Here is an 18,498-nt window from a genome sequence, read left to right on the forward strand (position 1 = left end):
CCATGAAAAACACCCCAATCGTTGGATGAGTGTCCAACTTTTGGGGTGCAGTTCATAGGGCGGGGCGAAGTACCAGGGAGTAAAAGGTGCGGCGGTGGCCACGGTCGCCGCGAGCAAACTCACTGATGATGCCGTGCACCTGGCGTAGCGCTTCACCCGACTGCCAGATGGTTAGCGTGGCGTTGCGATCCAGCATCTCGGTGGCGTCCAGGCTGCCATCTCGGCTGGCCAGATTGAGCACCAGTTCAAAAGGCTGTGAGAGCGCCTCGCGATAGGTGAAATCGACCACCGCCACGCTGCTCTCGCCCGGAAGCGTCAGAGTGAAGTAAAGACCATTTCCATTTGCCATCCGCCCGCTCCCTGGATTGTTATCTCGTCAATAGGAGCGATGAGGATAGCGACCAGGATCAACAGAGCAAGGCCTGACCAATACGTGGCGGTAATGTCTTACAAGCTTGTAAGATATCTCTTACATAACCAAAGTTAACTTTTACTAAAACGCCTTCTCAAGCGCAAAGCGCGGCTGGGTCTGGCCCTCTTTAGTAACCGTCTCCATAAACATTTCAAGCGGGCGCACCCACAAACCGTACTCCCCATAAAGGGCGCGGTAGGCCACCAGCGGCTCTTCGGTTTCGCTGTGGTGGGCGGTGCCAACCACTTCGTAAAGTGCGCCTTTATAGTGGCGGTAAATACCGGGAACAGGGGCGGTCATTGGCTTTCCTTCTGAGTGGCTGGCTGGTTGGCTTTTTTAGCCAAGCGTTCGAGCACTTTGGAGGCCGCTACAAAGCCGAACGTGCCGGTGACGAACGTGGCGGCGCCAAAACCGGAGGCGCAGTCCAGCCGGGTGGCATCACCACTGCCGGGCTTTTGCAGGCACACTTCACCGTCGCTACCGGGATACACCAGTTGCTCGTCGGAGTAGACACACTCGACCGAGAAGCGCCGCTTGGGGTTGCGCGAGAAGTTGTAATCCCGGCGCAGGCGCGAGCGCACTTTGGATAACAGCGGGTCGTGCTCAGTACGGGTTAAGTCGGCCACTTGAATACGTGTGGGGTCGGTTTGCCCACCGGCGGCACCGGTCACGGTAATCGGGATTTTACGCCGCTTGCACCAGGCAATCAGCGCGGCCTTGGCGATAACACTGTCGATAGCGTCCACTACGTGGTCGGCGTCCTCGGGAATGCGCTCGGCCAGGTTCGTGGGTGTGACAAATGCGGTGTCAGCGACAATGTCGATTTCCGGCGCAATCAGGCGACAGCGTTCAGCCAGCACCTCTACCTTGGGCTGGCCGATGGTGCCGTCCAGCGCGTGCAGCTGACGGTTGATGTTGGAGACACACACATCGTCCAGGTCGATCAAGGTAAGCTTACCGATACCTGAACGCGCCAGCGCCTCCACCGACCAGCTACCTACGCCACCTACGCCCACCACCACCACGTGCGCATGGCGAAACGCGGTGGCCGCGCGCTGCCCATAAAGGCGTCGAATACCGCCAAAACGGAACTCATAGTCGTTAGAAGCATAATCGTTAAAAGCCGTGCCAGCAGAGGCTGGCTCAGCACTTGCCGGGGTAACCGGTGGAAGTGAAGGCGTAGTAGACATGGCAAGCTCTTTTTAAAGCATTTGAAGGGCAGAGGGCGCTGTCAGCGGCGGTGTCCACACGCTGTCCAACGGCAGGTGGCCTGCCCAGCCTAAATGATGGAACAAGGCGGTCATGGTGTCATCCAGGGCACAGGTTAGCGCAACCCGTTTAGCCAGCACGGGGTGATCAAAGGCTAAATGCATGGCCGCTAACAACAAGCGTGGCGCATTCAGTTGGTCGGCAAAAAAACGATTATGGACGCTTTTACCGTGCTTGGCATCACCAATAATGGGGTAACCGCGCCGCGATAAATGGCGGCGAATTTGATGGCGACGCCCAGTGAGTGGGCGCGCTTCCACAAGCGAATAACGGGCTACCGGGTAGCGGTCGACCTGAACGGGAAGCTCGACACTGTCCAGGCGGCGTATATCGGTCATGGCGGGCATCGCAGGCATTTCTGCTTTAGGCCGCGAGCCATCCTCTTCACGTAGCGGATAGTCCAGACGCGCCTCATCAGGTGCTTTGCCACGCACCACCGCCAAGTAGCGCTTTTCGACCTGACGTTCACTAAACGCTTCGCTTAAAAGCCCGGCGACAGTCGAGGAGAGGGCAAACACAATAACGCCCGACGTTGGCCGGTCCAGCCGGTGCACGGGATAAACGCGTTTGCCTATCTGGTCACGCAGTTGCTGCAACAAAAACTGCGTTTCACCCCGTGCCAGCGCCGAGCGGTGTACTAAAAGCCCGGAGGGCTTATGCACGGCGACAAGGTGCTCATCCTGATAGAGGATTCTAAGCGGCAACATAGCACTTCCTGGGTAAAAACGAGGCGCTATTGTCGCGGCTGGGCAGGCAGATGTCATCCGTGAAGTTATGTTAAAGCTAGCCAGCCAGCGTTGGCAACATGGGGACTCGGCAACTACCTTGTAAAGGCACCCCTTCGGGGGCTTCCACGGAACAGGAAAGGAGAACGAACGATGCGTTATTCAGCTCCGCTCACCGGTGTCGCCGCAGCTCTGCTACTGGCCACTACCGCTAGTGCTCAGACAAATGAGAGCGAATCGCTTGAAGTGAATATGCACGAGGTAACATCCAAAGGTGTAAACGATGCACTCGGTACCGTGACAATTGAAAGTTCCGAATTCGGGGGTGTGTTATTGACGCCTTCCATCACCGGTCTAGAGCCGGGTATTTATGGCTTTCATCTGCATGAAAACCCCAGTTGCGAACCGGCCGAAAACGATGACGGCGAAATGACCGCTGCCCAGGCCGCCGGCGGCCACTACGACCCGGACAATACCGATACTCACCAAGGTCCTTACGGCGAAGGCCACTTGGGTGACCTGCCGGTACTGACCGTCAACGACGATGGGGAAGCGAACCTGCCCGTGCTGGCACCTCGGCTTAGCATGGACGACATAACAGACCGCGCCCTGATTATTCATGAGGGCGGCGACACGTATGAAGACGAGCCACACTTGGGTGGCGGTGGTGCGCGTATGCTCTGCGGTGTGACACCTTCATAACGCGCTTACGTTACGCAAGAAGATGACCGGGCAGCCTAAGGCTGCCCGTTTTCATATTGATGTGTGCCATGACGCTCAGTGGGCCACTAAAGTCTTAAAGCGGTTTTCTTAACGACACTGTACATTCTGCCAACTAATCAGCGCCCTAGCTGATTTTTCATCTGTCGTCTTTCACTATCCCCTGACCACTGAGTGCCCAACATGATTACCTTTATCGTCTCGATACTGCTGTTAATCGTGGGTTATTTTACCTACGGTAAATTCGTTGAACGGGTCTTTGTCACTGATCGCAAGCGTCAAACGCCTGCCTATAGTATGCGTGACAACATCGACTACGTACCGATGAACACAACGCGTAACTCGCTTATCCAACTACTTAATATTGCCGGTGTCGGGCCCATTTTTGGCCCTATTCTTGGCGCACTTTACGGTCCGGTCGCCTTCGTTTGGATCGTGGTTGGGTGTATTTTTGCCGGTGCGGTGCATGATTATCTAACGGGCATGATCTCGATTCGCAACCACGGCGCTCACCTGCCTCAACTGGCGGGCAAGTTCCTGGGTAAAATCATGAAGCACGTGGTTAACGGCTTTGCGATTTTACTACTGTTGCTGGTGGGTACCGTATTTGTCACCTCCCCCGCCGCGCTGCTGGACAATATGACGCCGATATCACTTACCCTGATTATTATGGCGATTTTTGTCTACTACCTGATTGCGACACTACTACCGATTGATAAGGTGATCGGCCGCATCTACCCCTACTTTGGTGCGCTGTTATTGTTCAGCGCAGCGGGTATCGGCATTGGCATGATCGTGACGGGCGCGCCGATCCCTGAGCTTTCGTTCCAAAATATGCATCCGGAAGGCGCACCTATCTTCCCGCTACTGTTTTTAACGATTTCTTGCGGCGCGCTTTCGGGTTTTCATGCCACCCAAACGCCCATTATTTCGCGCACAACGGAAAACGAAACCAGCGGGCGCAAAATCTTTTACGGCATGATGATCACCGAAGGCATTATCGCCATGATCTGGGCAGCAGCAGCCATGAGCCTGTTCCACGGAGACCAAAGCCTTTCTGACGTTTTGGCGGCGGGCGGCCCTGCGGCCGTGGTAAGCGAAGTGTCCACTACTATGCTTGGCGCCGTAGGCGGCACGCTAGCGATACTGGGCGTTATCGTTCTTCCGATCACCTCTGGCGACACCGCGTTTCGTAGCGCACGCATGATCATTGCCGACTACCTGAAAATTGATCAACGCCCGATCGTTAAGCGTCTGCTGATTGCCGTACCTCTGTTTGTCGTGTCGTACGCACTCACCCACATGGACTTCACGCTACTGTGGCGCTACTTCTCTTGGGCAAACCAGACCACCGCCGTGATTGCGCTATGGGTCGCCACGATGTATCTGGTGCTATCGCGCAAACCGTACCTGATTACGTCAATTCCGGCGGTCTTCATGACCATGGCCACCTTTACCTATATCGCCTATGCGCCCATTGGTTTTGGCCTGTCGCTGCAGGTGAGCTATGTGGTGGCGGCAATGGGTACGCTGGTGTGCATCGCCCTGTTTATGAAGCGTGTACGTCGTTTGAGCCGTGCGACCTTTACGGTTGATGAGCCTGCCACTAACTTTAGTGAAGACGTTCTCGCGGCCTCCTCCAAATAAATCCATACCCCGGGCAGCCTGCTGCCCGGCAAGCATTAAGCGCTGCACCGTCAGCGCTTTTTTTGTGCCTATCCTTTTGTCATCTCTGCTACGTTTTTCATCACTCCCGCGCCTGCTCTTTCTATTACTCTCTTCCTCTGCCCCCGGATTTTATTACGGTATATTGTCGACCCCATAGAAAACGTTATATCATAACCATTAATAGCGATTTAATGGCCTGATTTGAGATGTTGGCAATGTGCAGCGACCCCGTTTTATCCGTGCGTGATCTGCGCATTCAAATTGATCAACAGCCGGTGGTTGATGGCCTCTCCTTTGACGTGATGGCCGATGAGCGCGTATGCCTATTGGGCGCATCGGGGTCGGGGAAATCATTTACCGCGAAAGCGGTGTTAGGGCTTTTGCCACCTAATGCTCAGGTACAGGGAAGCATTCGCCTTCTTGGCCAGGACGTTATTCACACCCCTGCTGCACAGCGGCGCAATGAAACCCGTGTTTCCATGGTGTTTCAGGATTCGCTTTCGGCGCTCAACCCGCTGGTGACTATCGGCTCCCAGCTGCGCGAGCCCTTCACGCGCCACCACGGCTTATCACGTAAAGCGGCCATGCAGGCTGTTATTGCGTTACTGGAAGCCATGGGTCTTCCTGACCCGCAGCGGTTGATAAAACGCACGCCTGCCGAGCTTTCCGGTGGTCAACGCCAGCGCGTGTGTATCGCGCTTGCCATGGCCTGTAAAACCTCGTTGCTCGTTGCTGATGAGCCTACGACCGCACTGGATGTCGTCACCCAAGCGCAGGTACTCCGCGCCCTGCGCGAACATACCGGCAAAACGGCCACGTCTCTGCTGTTTATCACTCACGACCTTCACGCCGCCGCTCAGCTGTGCCAACGCGCGGTGGTTATCGAGCGCGGCGTCATGATTGAAAGCGGTGAGCTGGATACGCTGATTACCGCCCCACAACACCGCTTTACTCAAGAGTTGGTGGCCGCTGCGCATAGCGTACAGCCAGCAGAACTCACGGATTCTGCTGAGCAAATGCCCGTTGACTACTTAAAGAGCGCCTAGATGCAAAGCCCCGTACCCTTGGGTAGTCAAACAACATTTGTTGGCAGAGAAGCGTTTATCTCGGCACGCGGCCTCAATAAAAGCGTCACGTTACCGCGTGAGGTATTTTGGCGGGCAGGTGAGCGTAAACGCATCATGAATGATGTTGACCTTACGCTTTACCCCGGCGAGCGCGTGGGGCTGGTGGGCTTGTCCGGCTCAGGCAAAACTACCTTACTACGCTCGCTTCTAGCCATTGAAGCACCTGATAGCGGATCGATTACCTGCCAGCATAAAGCGGTGCGCCCCGCGTCCACGGCCCGCCTGCGCTGGTACCGCCAGGCGGTTCAGTATATTCCCCAGGACCCGGCTTCTTCGCTTGACCCACGAATGAGCGTACGCGCGCTGGTTGCCGAGCCGCTGATTCGGCTCAAGGTAGCGTGCGACCCAGTTGAGCGTGCCCAGGAAGCGCTTGAGCAAGTGGGTTTAGGTGCCCCGTTTCTAGACCGCAAACCCCATGAGCTTTCCGGCGGCCAGGCGCAGCGGGTGGCGATTGCCCGAGCCATCGCTACCCGCCCGCGCTTTTTACTGGCCGACGAGCCGCTTAGCGGACTTGACCTGCCGGTGCGCGCTCAGGTGATTAACGTGCTGAAGCGGCTTTGCGATGAGAACGGCACAGGCCTGCTGATGGTGTCCCACGATTTATCCGTGGTCGCCAGCCTTTGCAAGCGCACCCTGGTAATGGACGACGGCAGGATTGTTGAAGACCGTCCTACCACTGAGCTTTGGCGCACACCTCGCCACCCCATCACGCTTGATTTGATCAAGGCCGTCTCTCAACTGCCTACCTGCGCTTACCCGCACTGTCATCCGGCGGACGTGGGGGCGCTTTTATAGCGGGCTTATAAACAACCTATCCGCGACTAAAACCCGTTTCGCCAACATGGCGTCTAAGCGTTTGCTTACGAACGTTTGGCGGCTGTTTTTAACGTCTACTTCTATTCCTGACATGGAGACTCCCCAATGCTACGCCGCAAGCTTCGCCTACCGTTACCCGTTGCCCTGGCCGCACCGCTTCTACTCGCTGGCTGCTTTGATAACCAGCGTGATGACACCTCTGCCTCGCCAGACGCCGACGAGCGAATTAGCGTAGCAATGCTTCAGCCGCCGCGCTCAGGATTGAGCCCATTATCCGACGACGCGTTTAAACTATCGCGCTGGAGTAGCGCTGAAACCCTGATTCGCCTGGATGCCAACAGTGATCCTCAGCCATTCCTGGCGACCGGGTGGGAGCAGGTGGACGAGCAGACGTGGCGCTTTGTGATTCGTGACGGTGTGGTTTTCCACGACGGCACCGAGCTGACCGCCAACGACGTCGTGAACTCCCTGACAGCCGCCACTCAAGCAGCCCCCAAGCCGCGTATTCTGGACGGCGTCAACATGACCATTGAAGCCGATGGTGACAATGCCGTGCTGGTACGTACCGAGGAAGCCGACCCGCTGATTGCCAACCGACTTTCCAGCCCACAGCTGGCGATTCTAGCCGCTAGCGCCTACGGCGACGATGGCCGGGTGAATCCCATCGAAGCGGGCACCGGCCCTTTTGTTTTGAAAGAGATCAACGGCACCACCAGCGCCACGCTTGACCGGTTCGATGGCTACTGGGGCGAGCCCACCGCCATTGCCGGCATTGATGCAGATTATGTATCCGACGGTACGGCGCGCGCTGCGGCCCTGAGAACCGGCACTGCCGATGTAGTAGAAGCCATTCCGGTGTCGCAGGTGGCGCTGCTGGACCAGGCGCTGGTGCACGAAGTGCCCATGCCGCGCACCAACACGCTGTATCTGAACACGCAATCAGGCCCCATGGCTGACCCCGGCCTGCGAGCGGCCGCGCGTGAAGCGATTGATCGCTCGTCCATTGTGAAGACCGTTTACGAAGGCCGTGCCGATATTGCCGAAGGTCTGCTGGGTCCGGCGCTGGCCTGGGCAAGCGACTACCGTACCTCAATAGACGACCGTACCGCGCCTACCGCACCAGAGGGCGTCGAAATCACTCTGGCGACCTTTACCGATCGCGCTGAGCTGCCGGAAGTCGCCGTCCTGCTTGAGCAGCAGTTGACCCAGGCTGGCTTCAAGGTGACGCAGGAAGTGCGCGAGTATGCGCATATTGAATCCGACGCGTTAGCCGGTGAGTTTGATGCCTTTATTCTGTCGCGTGCCACCGTGCTGGATTCTGGCGACCCGGTGGCCTACATGTACAGCGACTTCGCCTGCGAGGGCTCTTTCAATATCGCCCAGCTTTGCGACCCGGCCGTTGATGAGGCACTTGCCAACGCCTCACAGCAGCCCACCGGTGAGGCACGCCGCCAAGCGATTATCGACGCTGAAGCCGCCATTCTGCGCACCGATGCGGCGATCCCGATGCTCCACGAGCGAGTCATTCAGGGGGAATCGGCACGGGTTAGCAATGCCGAACGCGACCCCCGTGAGCGCATGCTGATCACCGAAAAAACCGCTATCGATACTGATAGCGAGTCCTGAAGGCGCGCCACGCATGATTAACGCAACATCGCAGACCTTGTGGCGCAGCTTACGCATTGAGCCGTTTATTCCCCTGTTGTCACGCCTAGTGATGCTGGCAGGCGTTGTGGCTCTGGTGGGCCTACTGCCCTGGCTTTCAGGCCGCGACCCGGCGCTCAGCATCTTGCGGGCGCGCTCTGCCGAGCAGGAGGCAACGCCTGAAGCGCTGGCGGCCATTCGTGCCCAGCTGGGCCTGGAATCCGGGCCGCTGGAGATGCTGCAGCACTGGCTGCTGGGGCTTTTGCATGGCGATGCGGGCAACTCGTGGATTTCAGGCGCACCGGTGCTGCCCGGCATGCTAAAGAGTGCCCAGGTATCCTTGCTGCTGATGAGCTTTGCCATGCTGGTGGCTGTTGTTACTGCAACGCTTATTTGCCTGCCAGTGGTGCGGCAAGGTTTGCGTGGCCAGATTAGCCGCTCGTCTGGCATCGTGGGCGCGGCATTAACGGCGCTGCCAGAATTCCTGCTCGCCTCGTTGCTTCTGGTAGTGTTTGCCGCCTGGCTTAACTGGCTGCCGCCCTATGGCTGGCGGGGTTTGAACTACGCGGTGCTTCCAGCGTTGGCGCTGGGGCTTCCCGCAGGCGGGCTGCTGGGCCGTTTGTTCAGCGATGGCCTCTCGGCCACCTTTACCGAGCGCTGGGTGGCGACCTGGAGTGTGGCGGGCTTCTCTCATCGCCGTATTACGCTCTCCGTTCTGCGCCGTACGCTGCCAAGCCTTATGCCCCAGGTGGGTATGGTCATGGTCGGCCTAACCGGCGGTGCGATAGCCGTTGAGCAGGTGTTTTCGATTCCGGGCCTTGGCCGGGCAACGCTGGGGGCAGCCTCGGCCCAGGACATGCCTGCACTGCAAACCGGCATTCTTATTCTGCTGGTGATTGCGATTGTGCTGGGCAGCCTTGCCAATATTGGTCGCGCGCTGCTGCTCGGCCGGGCATTTCGGCTGGGCGCACTGCCCGTGGCCCACTCCGAACAGAGCGTGTCGCGTCGAGCGTGGATCGTCCCGACCATCGCGGTCCTTCTGCTGTGTGTGCTGGTGGTCGCAGGCATTACCCGAGATCCGTTTAGCTCGGCCTTTATGCGCCTGGAAACACCCAGCCTGGGCTTGCCGCTAGGGGCGGACGGCACTGGGCGCGATATTCTGGCCCGCGTGGCCCATGGTGCGCTCTCCACGATTGGCATGGCGGTTGCAGTGGTATTTTTCACGCTGATTCTGGGGCTCTTGATTGGCCTGGCACCCAAGCTTGCCACCGGCCCCATTGAGATTACCAAGGCAACGCCGCCCACCATTGCAGGTCTTATCGTGGCCGGTTTGATGGGGCCCAGCACCAGCGGCGCCGTTATTGCGGTTACAGCGGTGGCTTGGGCGCCGCTGGCGGCGCATACAGCAGCGCTGGTCGCCGAGGCAAAAGCCCAGCCCCACGTACGCATAACGCCACTTCTTGGGGTGGGGCAGCTTCGGTTGATGGGCCGCTATATTCTTCCTGCGGTGATTGGCCCGGTATTTCGCCACGCCATGCTGCGCTTGCCTGGGGTTGCGCTGGCGCTTGCGGCACTGGGCTTTTTGGGTCTTGGGCCACGGCCACCTTCGCCAGAGTGGGGGTTAGTGTTGGCAGAAGGCATGCCATACATTGAACGCGCCCCTTGGGCGGTGCTGATTCCTGCGCTGGCGCTGGTGCTGCTCTCGGTACTGGCGGTATCGCTTTCAAGTTTTGTGGGTTCAAGCAAGCCCGTCCGTTAGGCAATAGCACTCATGACAGGCAAAAAAATGCCCCCGACAGTGTCGGGGGCATTTTTGTTGGGCGGTGGCGAATAAGCGCGACTCCAGGAGTAATGCTTACTCGTGGTCGCCCGCCAGCTGCATTTGGCGCAGCATGTAGTTCTGAATACCGACCTGCTCGATCAACTTCAGCTCGGTTTCGATATGGTCGATATGATCTTCTTCATCGGCGAGCAGATCGCGCAGCAAATCACGTGAAACGTAGTCTTTAACGCTTTCACAATAAGTGATGGCTTCGATGTAATCGTTACGGCCGTCGTGCTCAATACGCAGATCACTTTCGAGCATCTCTTTAACGTTTTCGCCAATGTGCAGCTTGCCCAAGTCCTGAAGGTTAGGAATACCTTCCAGGAACAGGATGCGCTCAATTAGCTTATCGGCGTGCTGCATCTCTTCAATGGACTCGTCATATTCCCATTTGGCGAGCGCTTTTAGGCCCCAATCCTTGTACATCTTGGCGTGCAAGAAGTACTGATTGATAGCGATAAGTTCGTTGCCCAACGCTTTATTGAGATGCTGAATTACCTGGGGATCACCTTTCATGACGTCACCTTTTCGTTGTAATGCTGAGAGTTCATCTAAGCAATCAAATAGTTACGTTAATAAGGAGTATAGGCCACGAAAAGGCATACTCCCAGCTTTCTGAGAGTATAAAGAAGAGATCAAAAAATTCAAACAAATCAGTTATTTGCTAACGATAACTCTAACAAGAGTGATTCGCGTCATACGGCGTAAGCGAGACTCATATCGGCTTCCAAACGGGCATTTTGTACCGCTTCACGCGTTAGCGATTTAGCCATACAGGCGCACTTGCCGCATTGGGTCGCACAGCCGGTGGCTTCACGCACTTCTCGCCAGCTGCGCGCTCCGTCGCTCACCTGCTGACGTATCTGATGATCGGTTACTCCCTTGCACACACAAACGTACATGGCGACACCTCATTAATCACATGAGGTGAATGTAAATGATTCGCATACATCTTTGCAAGTAAAAACAGATGCTCTTTAGCAGTGATTGCCCTTAGCATTTAGCTTTTAGTATTCAATTCAGCTTGTTAGTTATTTAGTTGCGAAGAAACTAATGTTTTTTTGTCCTAGCGTTTTGGCACTACCACCGTACAGGTATGGGAGGCGATGTCTGGCCAGCTACGCCGCTGCTTATCGACAAACACCCACCCATAGCCCATGCCCAGCGCCGCCAACGAGAGCCAAGCCGTGGCACAGCGAACAAGGCCTTGTTTAAGCGTAATTCTTTGCCCGTTCGGTGTTTGCACGCGCAGATGCCATGCCTGCATACCCAGCGTCATACCGCTACGAGACCAGAAAAAGCAGAAGAAAAAAGTGACGGAAACAAGTAACAGCGCGCGTAGGCTCCAAACCGATAGCGCAGAAGCACCCACGGCTTCAACGGGCTGCCCCAACACCAGTCGAAAAAAAGCCAGATGGACGATTGTTACGGTCAGCCAGAGCGCCACTACCAACACACTGTCGTAGAGCAGAGCCCCCAGGCGGCGACCTAAACCAGCGCACATGACATCAGCCATTACGGCGCAGGAAGTAAACCCCAACAGCAGCGCAGGCGAGTGTTGGCACCAGCACTGCCCATACGGGCGAAAACCCAAAGATCGTCGATGCTGGCGCAAGCAGATCCTGCATATATTTAAATGACAGCCCGGTCACGACGCCATAAAAGACGCGAGTCCCTGCCGCCACAGTACGCAGCGGGCCAAACACGAAGGACGCCGCTATCAATACCAGCGATCCCATGGTGAGGGGCATTAAGACTTTTTGCCAAAAGTACAACAGCGGTTGATCCGCCGTTAAGCCTTGCTCTTGCAGGTAGCGTGCATACGCCCATAGCTCGCTGGGTGCCTGACTATCGACCGAGCGCAGCAGCCGCTCTAACTGCACCGGCGTAATCTGTGTTTCCCAAACAGCACTGGCCTGATAGTCGGATTCAGTGCGGTCATCATAGATACGTGTCGTGGTGATGTTTGCAAGCCGCCAGGCGCCCTCTTCCCAGTGCGCCCGGTCAGCGTGGGTGGCTTCCACCAAGCGGCGCCCATCAAACCGGTAGCGGGTTAAATCAAGCACGACCTCATCGGCCCGTATGGCACCAAATCGGTAAACGCTGTCGCCTTCAAACTGCCAGCCGCTACGGCTGGCGGGTTGAGCACTTTCCCCTTGGCGCTGCTCAAGCCGCCACGCTTCGGCAAACTGCTCGGTACGCGGGCTTACAAACTCAGCAACCAGTAGCACGGCCACAACCACCAGCAACACCGGTTTCATCACACCCCAGACGATGCGCGCCAGCGAACGACCTGAAGCACGCATCACGGTCAACTCGTTGCTGGAAGCCATACTTCCCAAGCCAATGAGCGCGCCTATCAGTACCGCTACGGGCGCGTATTGATAAAACCGCCAAGGCACGCGCATCAGCAGATAGAGAAACACATCAAGCGCGGTAAAATTCCCTTGTACATCGCTCAGGTCGCCAATGTAGGCAATGGTGATATCCAGCCCCAGCAGGACGAACTGCACAACGATAATTGCCCCCAGCACGTTGCGAGCGATGTAACGATCCAGACGATCAGCCAGCATTAGCGCATCCCCTTACGTTGTGAGCGCCACAAAAGCAGCAAGCCGAGGCCTAAAAACAAGAGATGCACGGGCCAAACGCCAACCAATGGCGAGAGCTTTCCACTGCCAATCGCATCGACCGCTGCAAGCAGTAAGCTCAAATAAGCCACATACAAAAATACCGCCGGTAGTAGCTTGGCAAACCGGCCCTGGCGTGGGTTCACCCGAGAAAGCGGCTGGGCGATGAGCGCTAATACAAAGACCATGAACGGCAAGCCGGTACGCCACTGAAACTGCGCCTGGGCGCGTGGGTTAGGATCATCCCAAAGCGCCGCGGTGGTAGCGTACTCAATAGAATCAAACTCCTGAAGGCCGCGACTTAACCCCAGGCGCATCGTATAGCGTTCAAACGTTAGCCGTTGAGCATCCTGCTGGCCCGGCACCACACCGTAACGCTCGCCATTTTCCAATATTAAAAAGCGGCTGCCCGTTTCAACGCGCGTTTCCTGATACCCCGAACCGGCCCGAGTAACAAAGCTATGTGGATTTTCTGTATTAGGCCGTTCATGAACCAACACCTCCTGCATCTCGGTGCCGTCGCTGCTGAAATCGCTGATATAAGCGGTACGCCCACCACCGAAATCCTGGAATCGCCCGGGCGCCAGTACCGATACATCCAACCGGCTGCGCTGCTCTTCAAGCGTCGCTGCCGTTTGCAACGCCCCAGCGGGGGTTAGCCACAAGCTACAAAAGCCCACCAGCACCGCCACTACCGAGGCGGGCAGCAACGTTACTCGCAACAGCCGCAGAGGGCTCATGCCACAGGCCACCATCACGGTGATTTCGCTGTTCATGTACATTTGGCCATAGGCCAGCAGGATGCCCAGAAAAAACGCGAGCGGCAGCACCAGTTCCATAAAGCCAGGTAGGTGAAACACCATCAAGCTACCCAGAATGGTAACGGGGATATCTCCCTCCGCCGCGTCAGAGAAGTAACGAATAAAACGACTGCCCATAATGACCAGCAGTAAGATCCCTGCCACAGCCGACATGGTGAGTAACACTTCGCGAGTTAAGTACCGAAATAAAATCAATGCCCTCTCCGGCTAATCGTGCAGGATGCCATGCAATGCGCCCATGGCTTGGGTACACTAACCCAACACCCAGTACGGGGCATTATCCCGAATCCCTCGATGCTTGTCTTGTTGGAGACGTTATGGAATTTTCCGTTCAGACCGCCAATCCGGCCAAAACCGAAACGGCTTGTCTCGTCATCCCCATGTTTAAAGGTAGCGACTTGTTGCCCACGGCCGCCAGCCTGGACGACGCCAGTGAACGTTTAATCGGTCAGTTGCTTGAGCGCGGCGATTTCGATCCTGCTCTTGGCAACGTACAGATGATTCCTTTCGCGCCGGGGCTTTGCGCAGAACGGCTTTTGTTAGTAGGCCTCGGAGAGCGCGAAAAGTGCCAGGAAGGCGCCTTTTTAAAAGCGCTGGACGCGGCCATGGTGGCGCTGACCAAGCTGCCCGTCGACGAAGCAAGCATCGCGTTTAATGATGTTCCTCTTGAAAGCCGCGACAGCAGTTGGAAAGCGCGTAAGGTGCTGGAGGCCGCAGAACGCGCGGTTTACCGCTTTGACCAGTTTAAGTCGCAGCCAGCGCCTTTAGCGCGCCTTAACGCACTCACGCTTTTTAGCGAGCCTGAAAACGCGACGCTTACCCAGCAAGGCGCCCAGATTGGCGCAGCGATTGGCCAAGGCATCAACTACGCCCGTACGTTGGGCAATTTACCTGGCAATGTGTGCACGCCAAGCTACCTTGCCCAACAGGCCGAGCAGTTGAGCAAGACATCCAACGGCGCGTTAGAGGTGGATATTCTCGACGAAGAGGCGCTGGATGCCCTCGGCGCGGGCTCACTACTGTCGGTTGGCCGAGGCAGCCACGAACCTACGCGCTTGATTGTCATGAAGTACAACGGTGCAACGGAGAGTGAAGAAGCCCCCCACGTCCTGGTAGGCAAAGGGATCACGTTTGATACCGGCGGCATTTCGCTGAAACCCGGCGAAGGCATGGACGAAATGAAATTCGACATGTGCGGCGCCGCCAGCGTATTCGGCACCGTGAAGACAATGCTTACGCTCAAGCCCAGGCTCAATTTGGTCTTTATTGTCGCCGCTGCAGAAAACATGCCCGATGGCCTTGCCACCAAGCCTGGCGATATTATTAAAACGCTGAAAGGTCTAACGGTTGAAGTGCTTAATACTGATGCCGAGGGCCGCCTGGTACTTTGCGACGCACTGACCTACGCCGAGCGCTTTAAACCAGCAAGCGTTGTCGATATCGCCACGCTAACAGGCGCGGTAATTGTTGGCCTGGGCCACCACGCGACGGGCCTGCTCTCCAACGATGACGACCTGGCGCTCGATTTGCTGGAGGCCGGTGAAGCTTCCTGGGACCGCGCCTGGCATTTACCCTTGTGGGATGAGTACCAGGAGCAGTTGGAATCCAACTTTGCGGACCTGGCCAATATTGGCGGGCGCCCGGCAGGTACAATTACCGCCGCGTGCTTTTTATCGCGCTTTGCCGACCATTTCCCATGGGCGCACTTGGATATCGCCGGTACCGCTTGGCACTCGGGCAAACAGAAAGGCGCCACCGGCCGTCCGGTAGGCCTGCTTTCCCAGTACCTGTTGGACCGTGAAGCCGATGCCCAAGTAGAAACCAGCGTCAACTAATCGCACGATCGCGCGCTCAATGGTTGCCTTTGAGTGCCACAACCGTTAAATCTGGAAGTATTAGCGTGTGCTCTATCGTTTATGGCACGCGCTACGCTAACGACACGCTTATATCGCCCTTCGGGGCCTGGCTCTAGCGGAGAAAACACGCCGTGCCCACTAGCTCTACGACTCGTTTTGAAATCCTGCCGTCCAATCAACCAACGGCCGACAGCATTCGTGACAACATCCTGGCCAACCCAGGCTTTGGCAAGCATTTCAGCGACCATATGGTCAATATCCGCTGGACGGTAGATGCCGACTGGCACGGCCACCAGGTACGCCCCTACGGCCCGCTGACGCTTGATCCGGCCGCATCGGTTCTGCATTACGGCCAGGAAATTTTTGAAGGCATCAAAGCCTACCGTCATGCCGATGGCTCGGTCTGGACTTTCCGCCCTGAGAAAAACGCCGAGCGTTTTCGCCGCAGCGCCCGCCGCCTGGCACTGCCGGAACTCTCCGACGAAGACTTCATTGGTTCCATCAAGGCGCTGCTGGCCCAGGACAATACCTGGGTGCCCACACCGTCAAGCGATACCGACGAGTGCAGCCTGTATCTGCGCCCGTTCATGATCGCCTCTGAAGCCTTTTTAGGCGTACGCCCGGCTCACGAAGTCGACTACTACGTGATCGCTTCTCCGGCAGCGTCCTACTTCAAGGGCGGTATCAGCCCCGTTTCGATTTGGCTCTCCTCGCACTACAAGCGGGCAGCCCCCGGCGGCACCGGCTTTGCCAAGTGCGGCGGTAACTACGCGGCCTCATTGGCCGCGCAAAAAGAAGCTGAAGCTCACGGCTGCGGCCAAGTGGCGTTTCTGGACGCGGAGGAGAGCAAATGGGTTGAAGAGCTGGGCGGCATGAACCTGTTCTTTGTTTTCAAGGATGGGCGCTTGGTGACGCCACGCTTGACCGACACCATTCTGGAAGGCGTTACCCGCAACTCAGTGCTCACGCTTGCGAAAGATGAAGGCTTAACGCCCGAAGAGCGCCCAATCAGCATTGATGAGTGGCGCGAAGGCGCGGCTTCCGGCGAAATTACCGAAGTGTTCGCTTGCGGAACCGCGGCGGTCATCACTCCGGTGGGCGAGCTGGTGACGGAAAATGAGCGTATTCGCCTGAACGGCGACGGCGGCAACGACGTGGCCATGCGCATTCGTAAAAAGCTGCTCGACGTGCAGTACGGGCGCAGTGAAGACAAGCACGGCTGGCTCACCCGGTTAGTGTAATGCCTCCCGCCGCCGCCAGCCATGGCGGCGGCACTGTTTTAAACGCGTTTTGAAAGAGCTGGAGCCGCTATGGCGCGCATCGATTTTTATATCCTCCCGGATACCACCCTGGAAGCGCGTTTGGCATTCGCCTGTAAGCTGGCCGAAACCATTTGGCGTAAGGGGTACCGGCTTCACCTTCACTGCGAAGACAAGGCCTTGGCCGAGCAGGCTGATGCGGCCCTGTGGAATTTTCGCGAAGACGCCTACCTGCCCCACGCGCTTGAAGACAGTGAAATGGCGGCCAGCGTACCGATAACGCTGGGCTGGCAAACCCTGCCTACGCCCAAAGAAGAAACCGCGCTTCTCAATCTGCATCCCGATATTCCTGATGGCGTTGAGCGCTATGCGCGCGTTGCCGAAATTATCAACCAGCATCAACACGTTCTGGTCGCCAAACGCGCCTGCTGGCAGCGCTATAAAGAGCTTGGGCATGAAGTGGTGCCGCATAAGCTTGGGTAATGCTTCCACAACTTTTGCACCTAACAATAACGAATTAGCGGAAGAGTATGATGATGTCTGCCTCTTTTTTAACTCGCCATCCGCTCGCTGTGATTGTTATTGCTCAGCTGTTTGGCACCTCGCTGTGGTTTAGCGTTAATGGCGTTGGCTTGGCATTACAGGAGGTGGTGGGTCTTAGTGAAGGTGATCTCGGTTTACTGACCATCGCGGTGCAGGCCGGGTTTATCACCGGCACGCTACTAATTGCCATTACCGGCCTTGCCGACCACATGCGGGCAAGCCACCTGTTTGCGCTGTCAGCGGTGCTCGGTGCGCTTATCAACGCGGCGTTTATTGGCGTTGCCGACAGCATAACGTTGGCGGCAGTGGCACGCTTTGCCACCGGCCTTTGCCTGGCAGGCATCTACCCATTGGGCATGAAGCTGGTGGTGAGTTGGACACCTTCGCATGCGGGCGCGGCTCTGGGCTGGCTTGTCGGCATGTTAACGCTAGGCATCGCCTCTCCCCATTTACTGCGCGGATTAACGTTGCACCTGCCCTGGCAATGGCCACTGCTATTGGCATCGCTGTTGGCGCTGGTCGCGGCGTTGATGGTTTTCCGGCTAGGCGTTGGGCCCCACCTGCCCGCTAAAGCCGGAAGCGGACGCCCCTGGGCCGGGCTTGGTGCGTTCAAGCAGCGTCAGTTTCGCAAGGCCGCACTGGGTTACTTCGGCCACTGTTGGGAGCTTTATGCATTCTGGGCACTGGTGCCTTTTTTGGTTAGCCGCGAGCTTGAGCGGGTCAATGCGTCAGCAAGCCTTCAGCCGTGGCTAAGCTTTGCCGTTATTGCCCTTGGCCTGCCTGGCTGCGTGTGGGCAGGTCGGTGGAGCCGGAAAGCGGGTAGCGCCCACGTTGCTTCTGTGGCGCTATTAACATCGGGCGTACTTTGCCTGGTTTACCCTCTATTGGGCGGCCTTTCACCTTGGTTACTGCTGGCGCTGCTGGGCGTTTGGGGCGTTAGCGTGATTGCCGATTCAGCGCAGTTTTCGGCGCTGGCATCGGCCCACGCGCCCGCTGAGCGGCTGGGCGCGGCCTTGGCCATGATGAACGCTATCGGCTTTGGTTTGACCATTCCCTCCATTGCCTTGGTAACCGCCCTTTGGGCAAGCCAGAGCGTGGCGGTTATCTGGTGGTTGTTGCCAGGCCCTGTGTTGGGTTTAATCGCGATGCGTGGGTTACATCTCCCCTCGGCAAAGGCCTGACG

General features: G+C 57.2%; 19 protein-coding genes. 10 read left to right on the forward strand and 9 right to left on the reverse strand.

Translation table 11 applies throughout. The annotated features are described in order from the left end of the window. Positions 1-52 precede the first annotated feature (52 nt). The 4 genes from CZ787_RS13075 to CZ787_RS13090 all read right to left on the reverse strand — a co-directional run bounded on the left by CZ787_RS13075 (position 53) and on the right by CZ787_RS13090 (position 2,388). A complete protein-coding gene (locus tag CZ787_RS13075; RefSeq protein ID WP_087109908.1) occupies positions 53-349 on the reverse strand; it encodes a contractile injection system protein, VgrG/Pvc8 family in 297 nt (98 codons plus the stop codon). A 144-nt stretch (positions 350-493) separates the two neighbouring features. Further along, complete coding sequence (locus CZ787_RS13080) at positions 494-712, reverse strand: DUF1653 domain-containing protein (protein WP_087109909.1); 219 nt, start codon at positions 710-712, stop codon at positions 494-496. Beyond that, on the reverse strand, positions 709-1,602 hold the full coding sequence (gene tcdA, locus CZ787_RS13085) for a tRNA cyclic N6-threonylcarbamoyladenosine(37) synthase TcdA (RefSeq protein WP_087109911.1): 894 nt from the start codon (positions 1,600-1,602) through the stop codon (positions 709-711). Before tcdA ends, CZ787_RS13080 begins: the two co-directional genes overlap by 4 nt. Before the next feature lie 12 nt (positions 1,603-1,614). Continuing rightward, positions 1,615-2,388 (reverse strand): pseudouridine synthase, encoded by a 774-nt coding sequence (locus CZ787_RS13090; protein ID WP_087109913.1) that lies wholly within the window; start codon positions 2,386-2,388, stop codon positions 1,615-1,617. 171 nt (positions 2,389-2,559) lie between these two features. On the opposite strand from CZ787_RS13090, the gene sodC reads away from it, so the two are divergent. From sodC to CZ787_RS13120, 6 genes are all read left to right on the forward strand, one after another. Continuing rightward, entirely contained in the window at positions 2,560-3,108 is a 549-nt protein-coding gene (gene sodC, locus CZ787_RS13095) for a superoxide dismutase family protein (RefSeq protein ID WP_087109914.1), read from the forward strand. A gap of 201 nt (positions 3,109-3,309) precedes the next feature. Next, the gene (locus tag CZ787_RS13100) at positions 3,310-4,773 is read left to right on the forward strand and encodes a carbon starvation protein A (protein WP_087109916.1); all 1,464 of its coding nucleotides are present in this window, start codon (positions 3,310-3,312) and stop codon (positions 4,771-4,773) included. A gap of 227 nt (positions 4,774-5,000) precedes the next feature. Further along, the gene (locus tag CZ787_RS13105; protein WP_254908625.1) at positions 5,001-5,840 is read left to right on the forward strand and encodes an ATP-binding cassette domain-containing protein; all 840 of its coding nucleotides are present in this window, start codon (positions 5,001-5,003) and stop codon (positions 5,838-5,840) included. Then, positions 5,841-6,716: an ABC transporter ATP-binding protein gene (locus tag CZ787_RS13110; protein ID WP_087109921.1), complete on the forward strand. Its 876-nt coding sequence runs from the start codon at positions 5,841-5,843 to the stop codon at positions 6,714-6,716. Positions 6,717-6,842: 126 nt separating this feature from the next. Continuing rightward, positions 6,843-8,363, forward strand: a complete 1,521-nt coding sequence (locus CZ787_RS13115; RefSeq protein WP_087109923.1) for an ABC transporter substrate-binding protein — start codon at positions 6,843-6,845, stop codon at positions 8,361-8,363. A 13-nt stretch (positions 8,364-8,376) separates the two neighbouring features. Further along, on the forward strand, positions 8,377-10,140 hold the full coding sequence (locus CZ787_RS13120; RefSeq protein WP_087109925.1) for an ABC transporter permease subunit: 1,764 nt from the start codon (positions 8,377-8,379) through the stop codon (positions 10,138-10,140). A gap of 96 nt (positions 10,141-10,236) precedes the next feature. Here CZ787_RS13120 and bfr read toward each other — a convergent pair whose 3' ends face one another. From bfr to lptF, 5 genes are all read right to left on the reverse strand, one after another. Next, positions 10,237-10,722: a bacterioferritin gene (gene bfr, locus CZ787_RS13125; protein ID WP_087109927.1), complete on the reverse strand. Its 486-nt coding sequence runs from the start codon at positions 10,720-10,722 to the stop codon at positions 10,237-10,239. 179 nt (positions 10,723-10,901) lie between these two features. After that, positions 10,902-11,108: a bacterioferritin-associated ferredoxin gene (locus CZ787_RS13130; protein ID WP_087109929.1), complete on the reverse strand. Its 207-nt coding sequence runs from the start codon at positions 11,106-11,108 to the stop codon at positions 10,902-10,904. Positions 11,109-11,272: 164 nt separating this feature from the next. Further along, positions 11,273-11,722 carry an RDD family protein gene (locus CZ787_RS13135; protein WP_087109931.1) on the reverse strand — a complete coding sequence of 150 codons (450 nt, stop codon included), beginning with the start codon at positions 11,720-11,722 and terminating at the stop codon, positions 11,273-11,275. Next, a complete protein-coding gene (lptG, locus tag CZ787_RS13140; RefSeq protein WP_087109933.1) occupies positions 11,715-12,779 on the reverse strand; it encodes an LPS export ABC transporter permease LptG in 1,065 nt (354 codons plus the stop codon). The genes CZ787_RS13135 and lptG overlap by 8 nt, the downstream gene beginning before the upstream one ends. Next, entirely contained in the window at positions 12,779-13,852 is a 1,074-nt protein-coding gene (gene lptF, locus CZ787_RS13145) for an LPS export ABC transporter permease LptF (protein WP_087109935.1), read from the reverse strand. Before lptF ends, lptG begins: the two co-directional genes overlap by 1 nt. A 122-nt stretch (positions 13,853-13,974) precedes the next feature. On the opposite strand from lptF, the gene CZ787_RS13150 reads away from it, so the two are divergent. The 4 genes from CZ787_RS13150 (at position 13,975) to CZ787_RS13165 (ending at position 18,496) form a co-directional block, all read left to right on the forward strand. Further along, positions 13,975-15,492, forward strand: a complete 1,518-nt coding sequence (locus CZ787_RS13150) for a leucyl aminopeptidase (protein WP_087109937.1) — start codon at positions 13,975-13,977, stop codon at positions 15,490-15,492. Between the two features lie 152 nt (positions 15,493-15,644). Further along, positions 15,645-16,754, forward strand: coding sequence for a branched-chain amino acid aminotransferase (locus CZ787_RS13155; protein WP_087109939.1), 1,110 nt, complete (start codon positions 15,645-15,647; stop codon positions 16,752-16,754). A 69-nt stretch (positions 16,755-16,823) separates the two neighbouring features. Continuing rightward, a complete protein-coding gene (locus CZ787_RS13160) occupies positions 16,824-17,255 on the forward strand; it encodes a DNA polymerase III subunit chi (protein WP_087109941.1) in 432 nt (143 codons plus the stop codon). Between the two features lie 50 nt (positions 17,256-17,305). Then, positions 17,306-18,496, forward strand: a complete 1,191-nt coding sequence (locus tag CZ787_RS13165) for an MFS transporter (RefSeq protein ID WP_087109944.1) — start codon at positions 17,306-17,308, stop codon at positions 18,494-18,496. Positions 18,497-18,498: the final 2 nt, after the last annotated feature.

Source organism: Halomonas citrativorans, assembly GCF_900163645.1.
In the GTDB taxonomy this organism is placed as follows: Bacteria; Pseudomonadota; Gammaproteobacteria; order Pseudomonadales; family Halomonadaceae; genus Vreelandella; species Vreelandella citrativorans.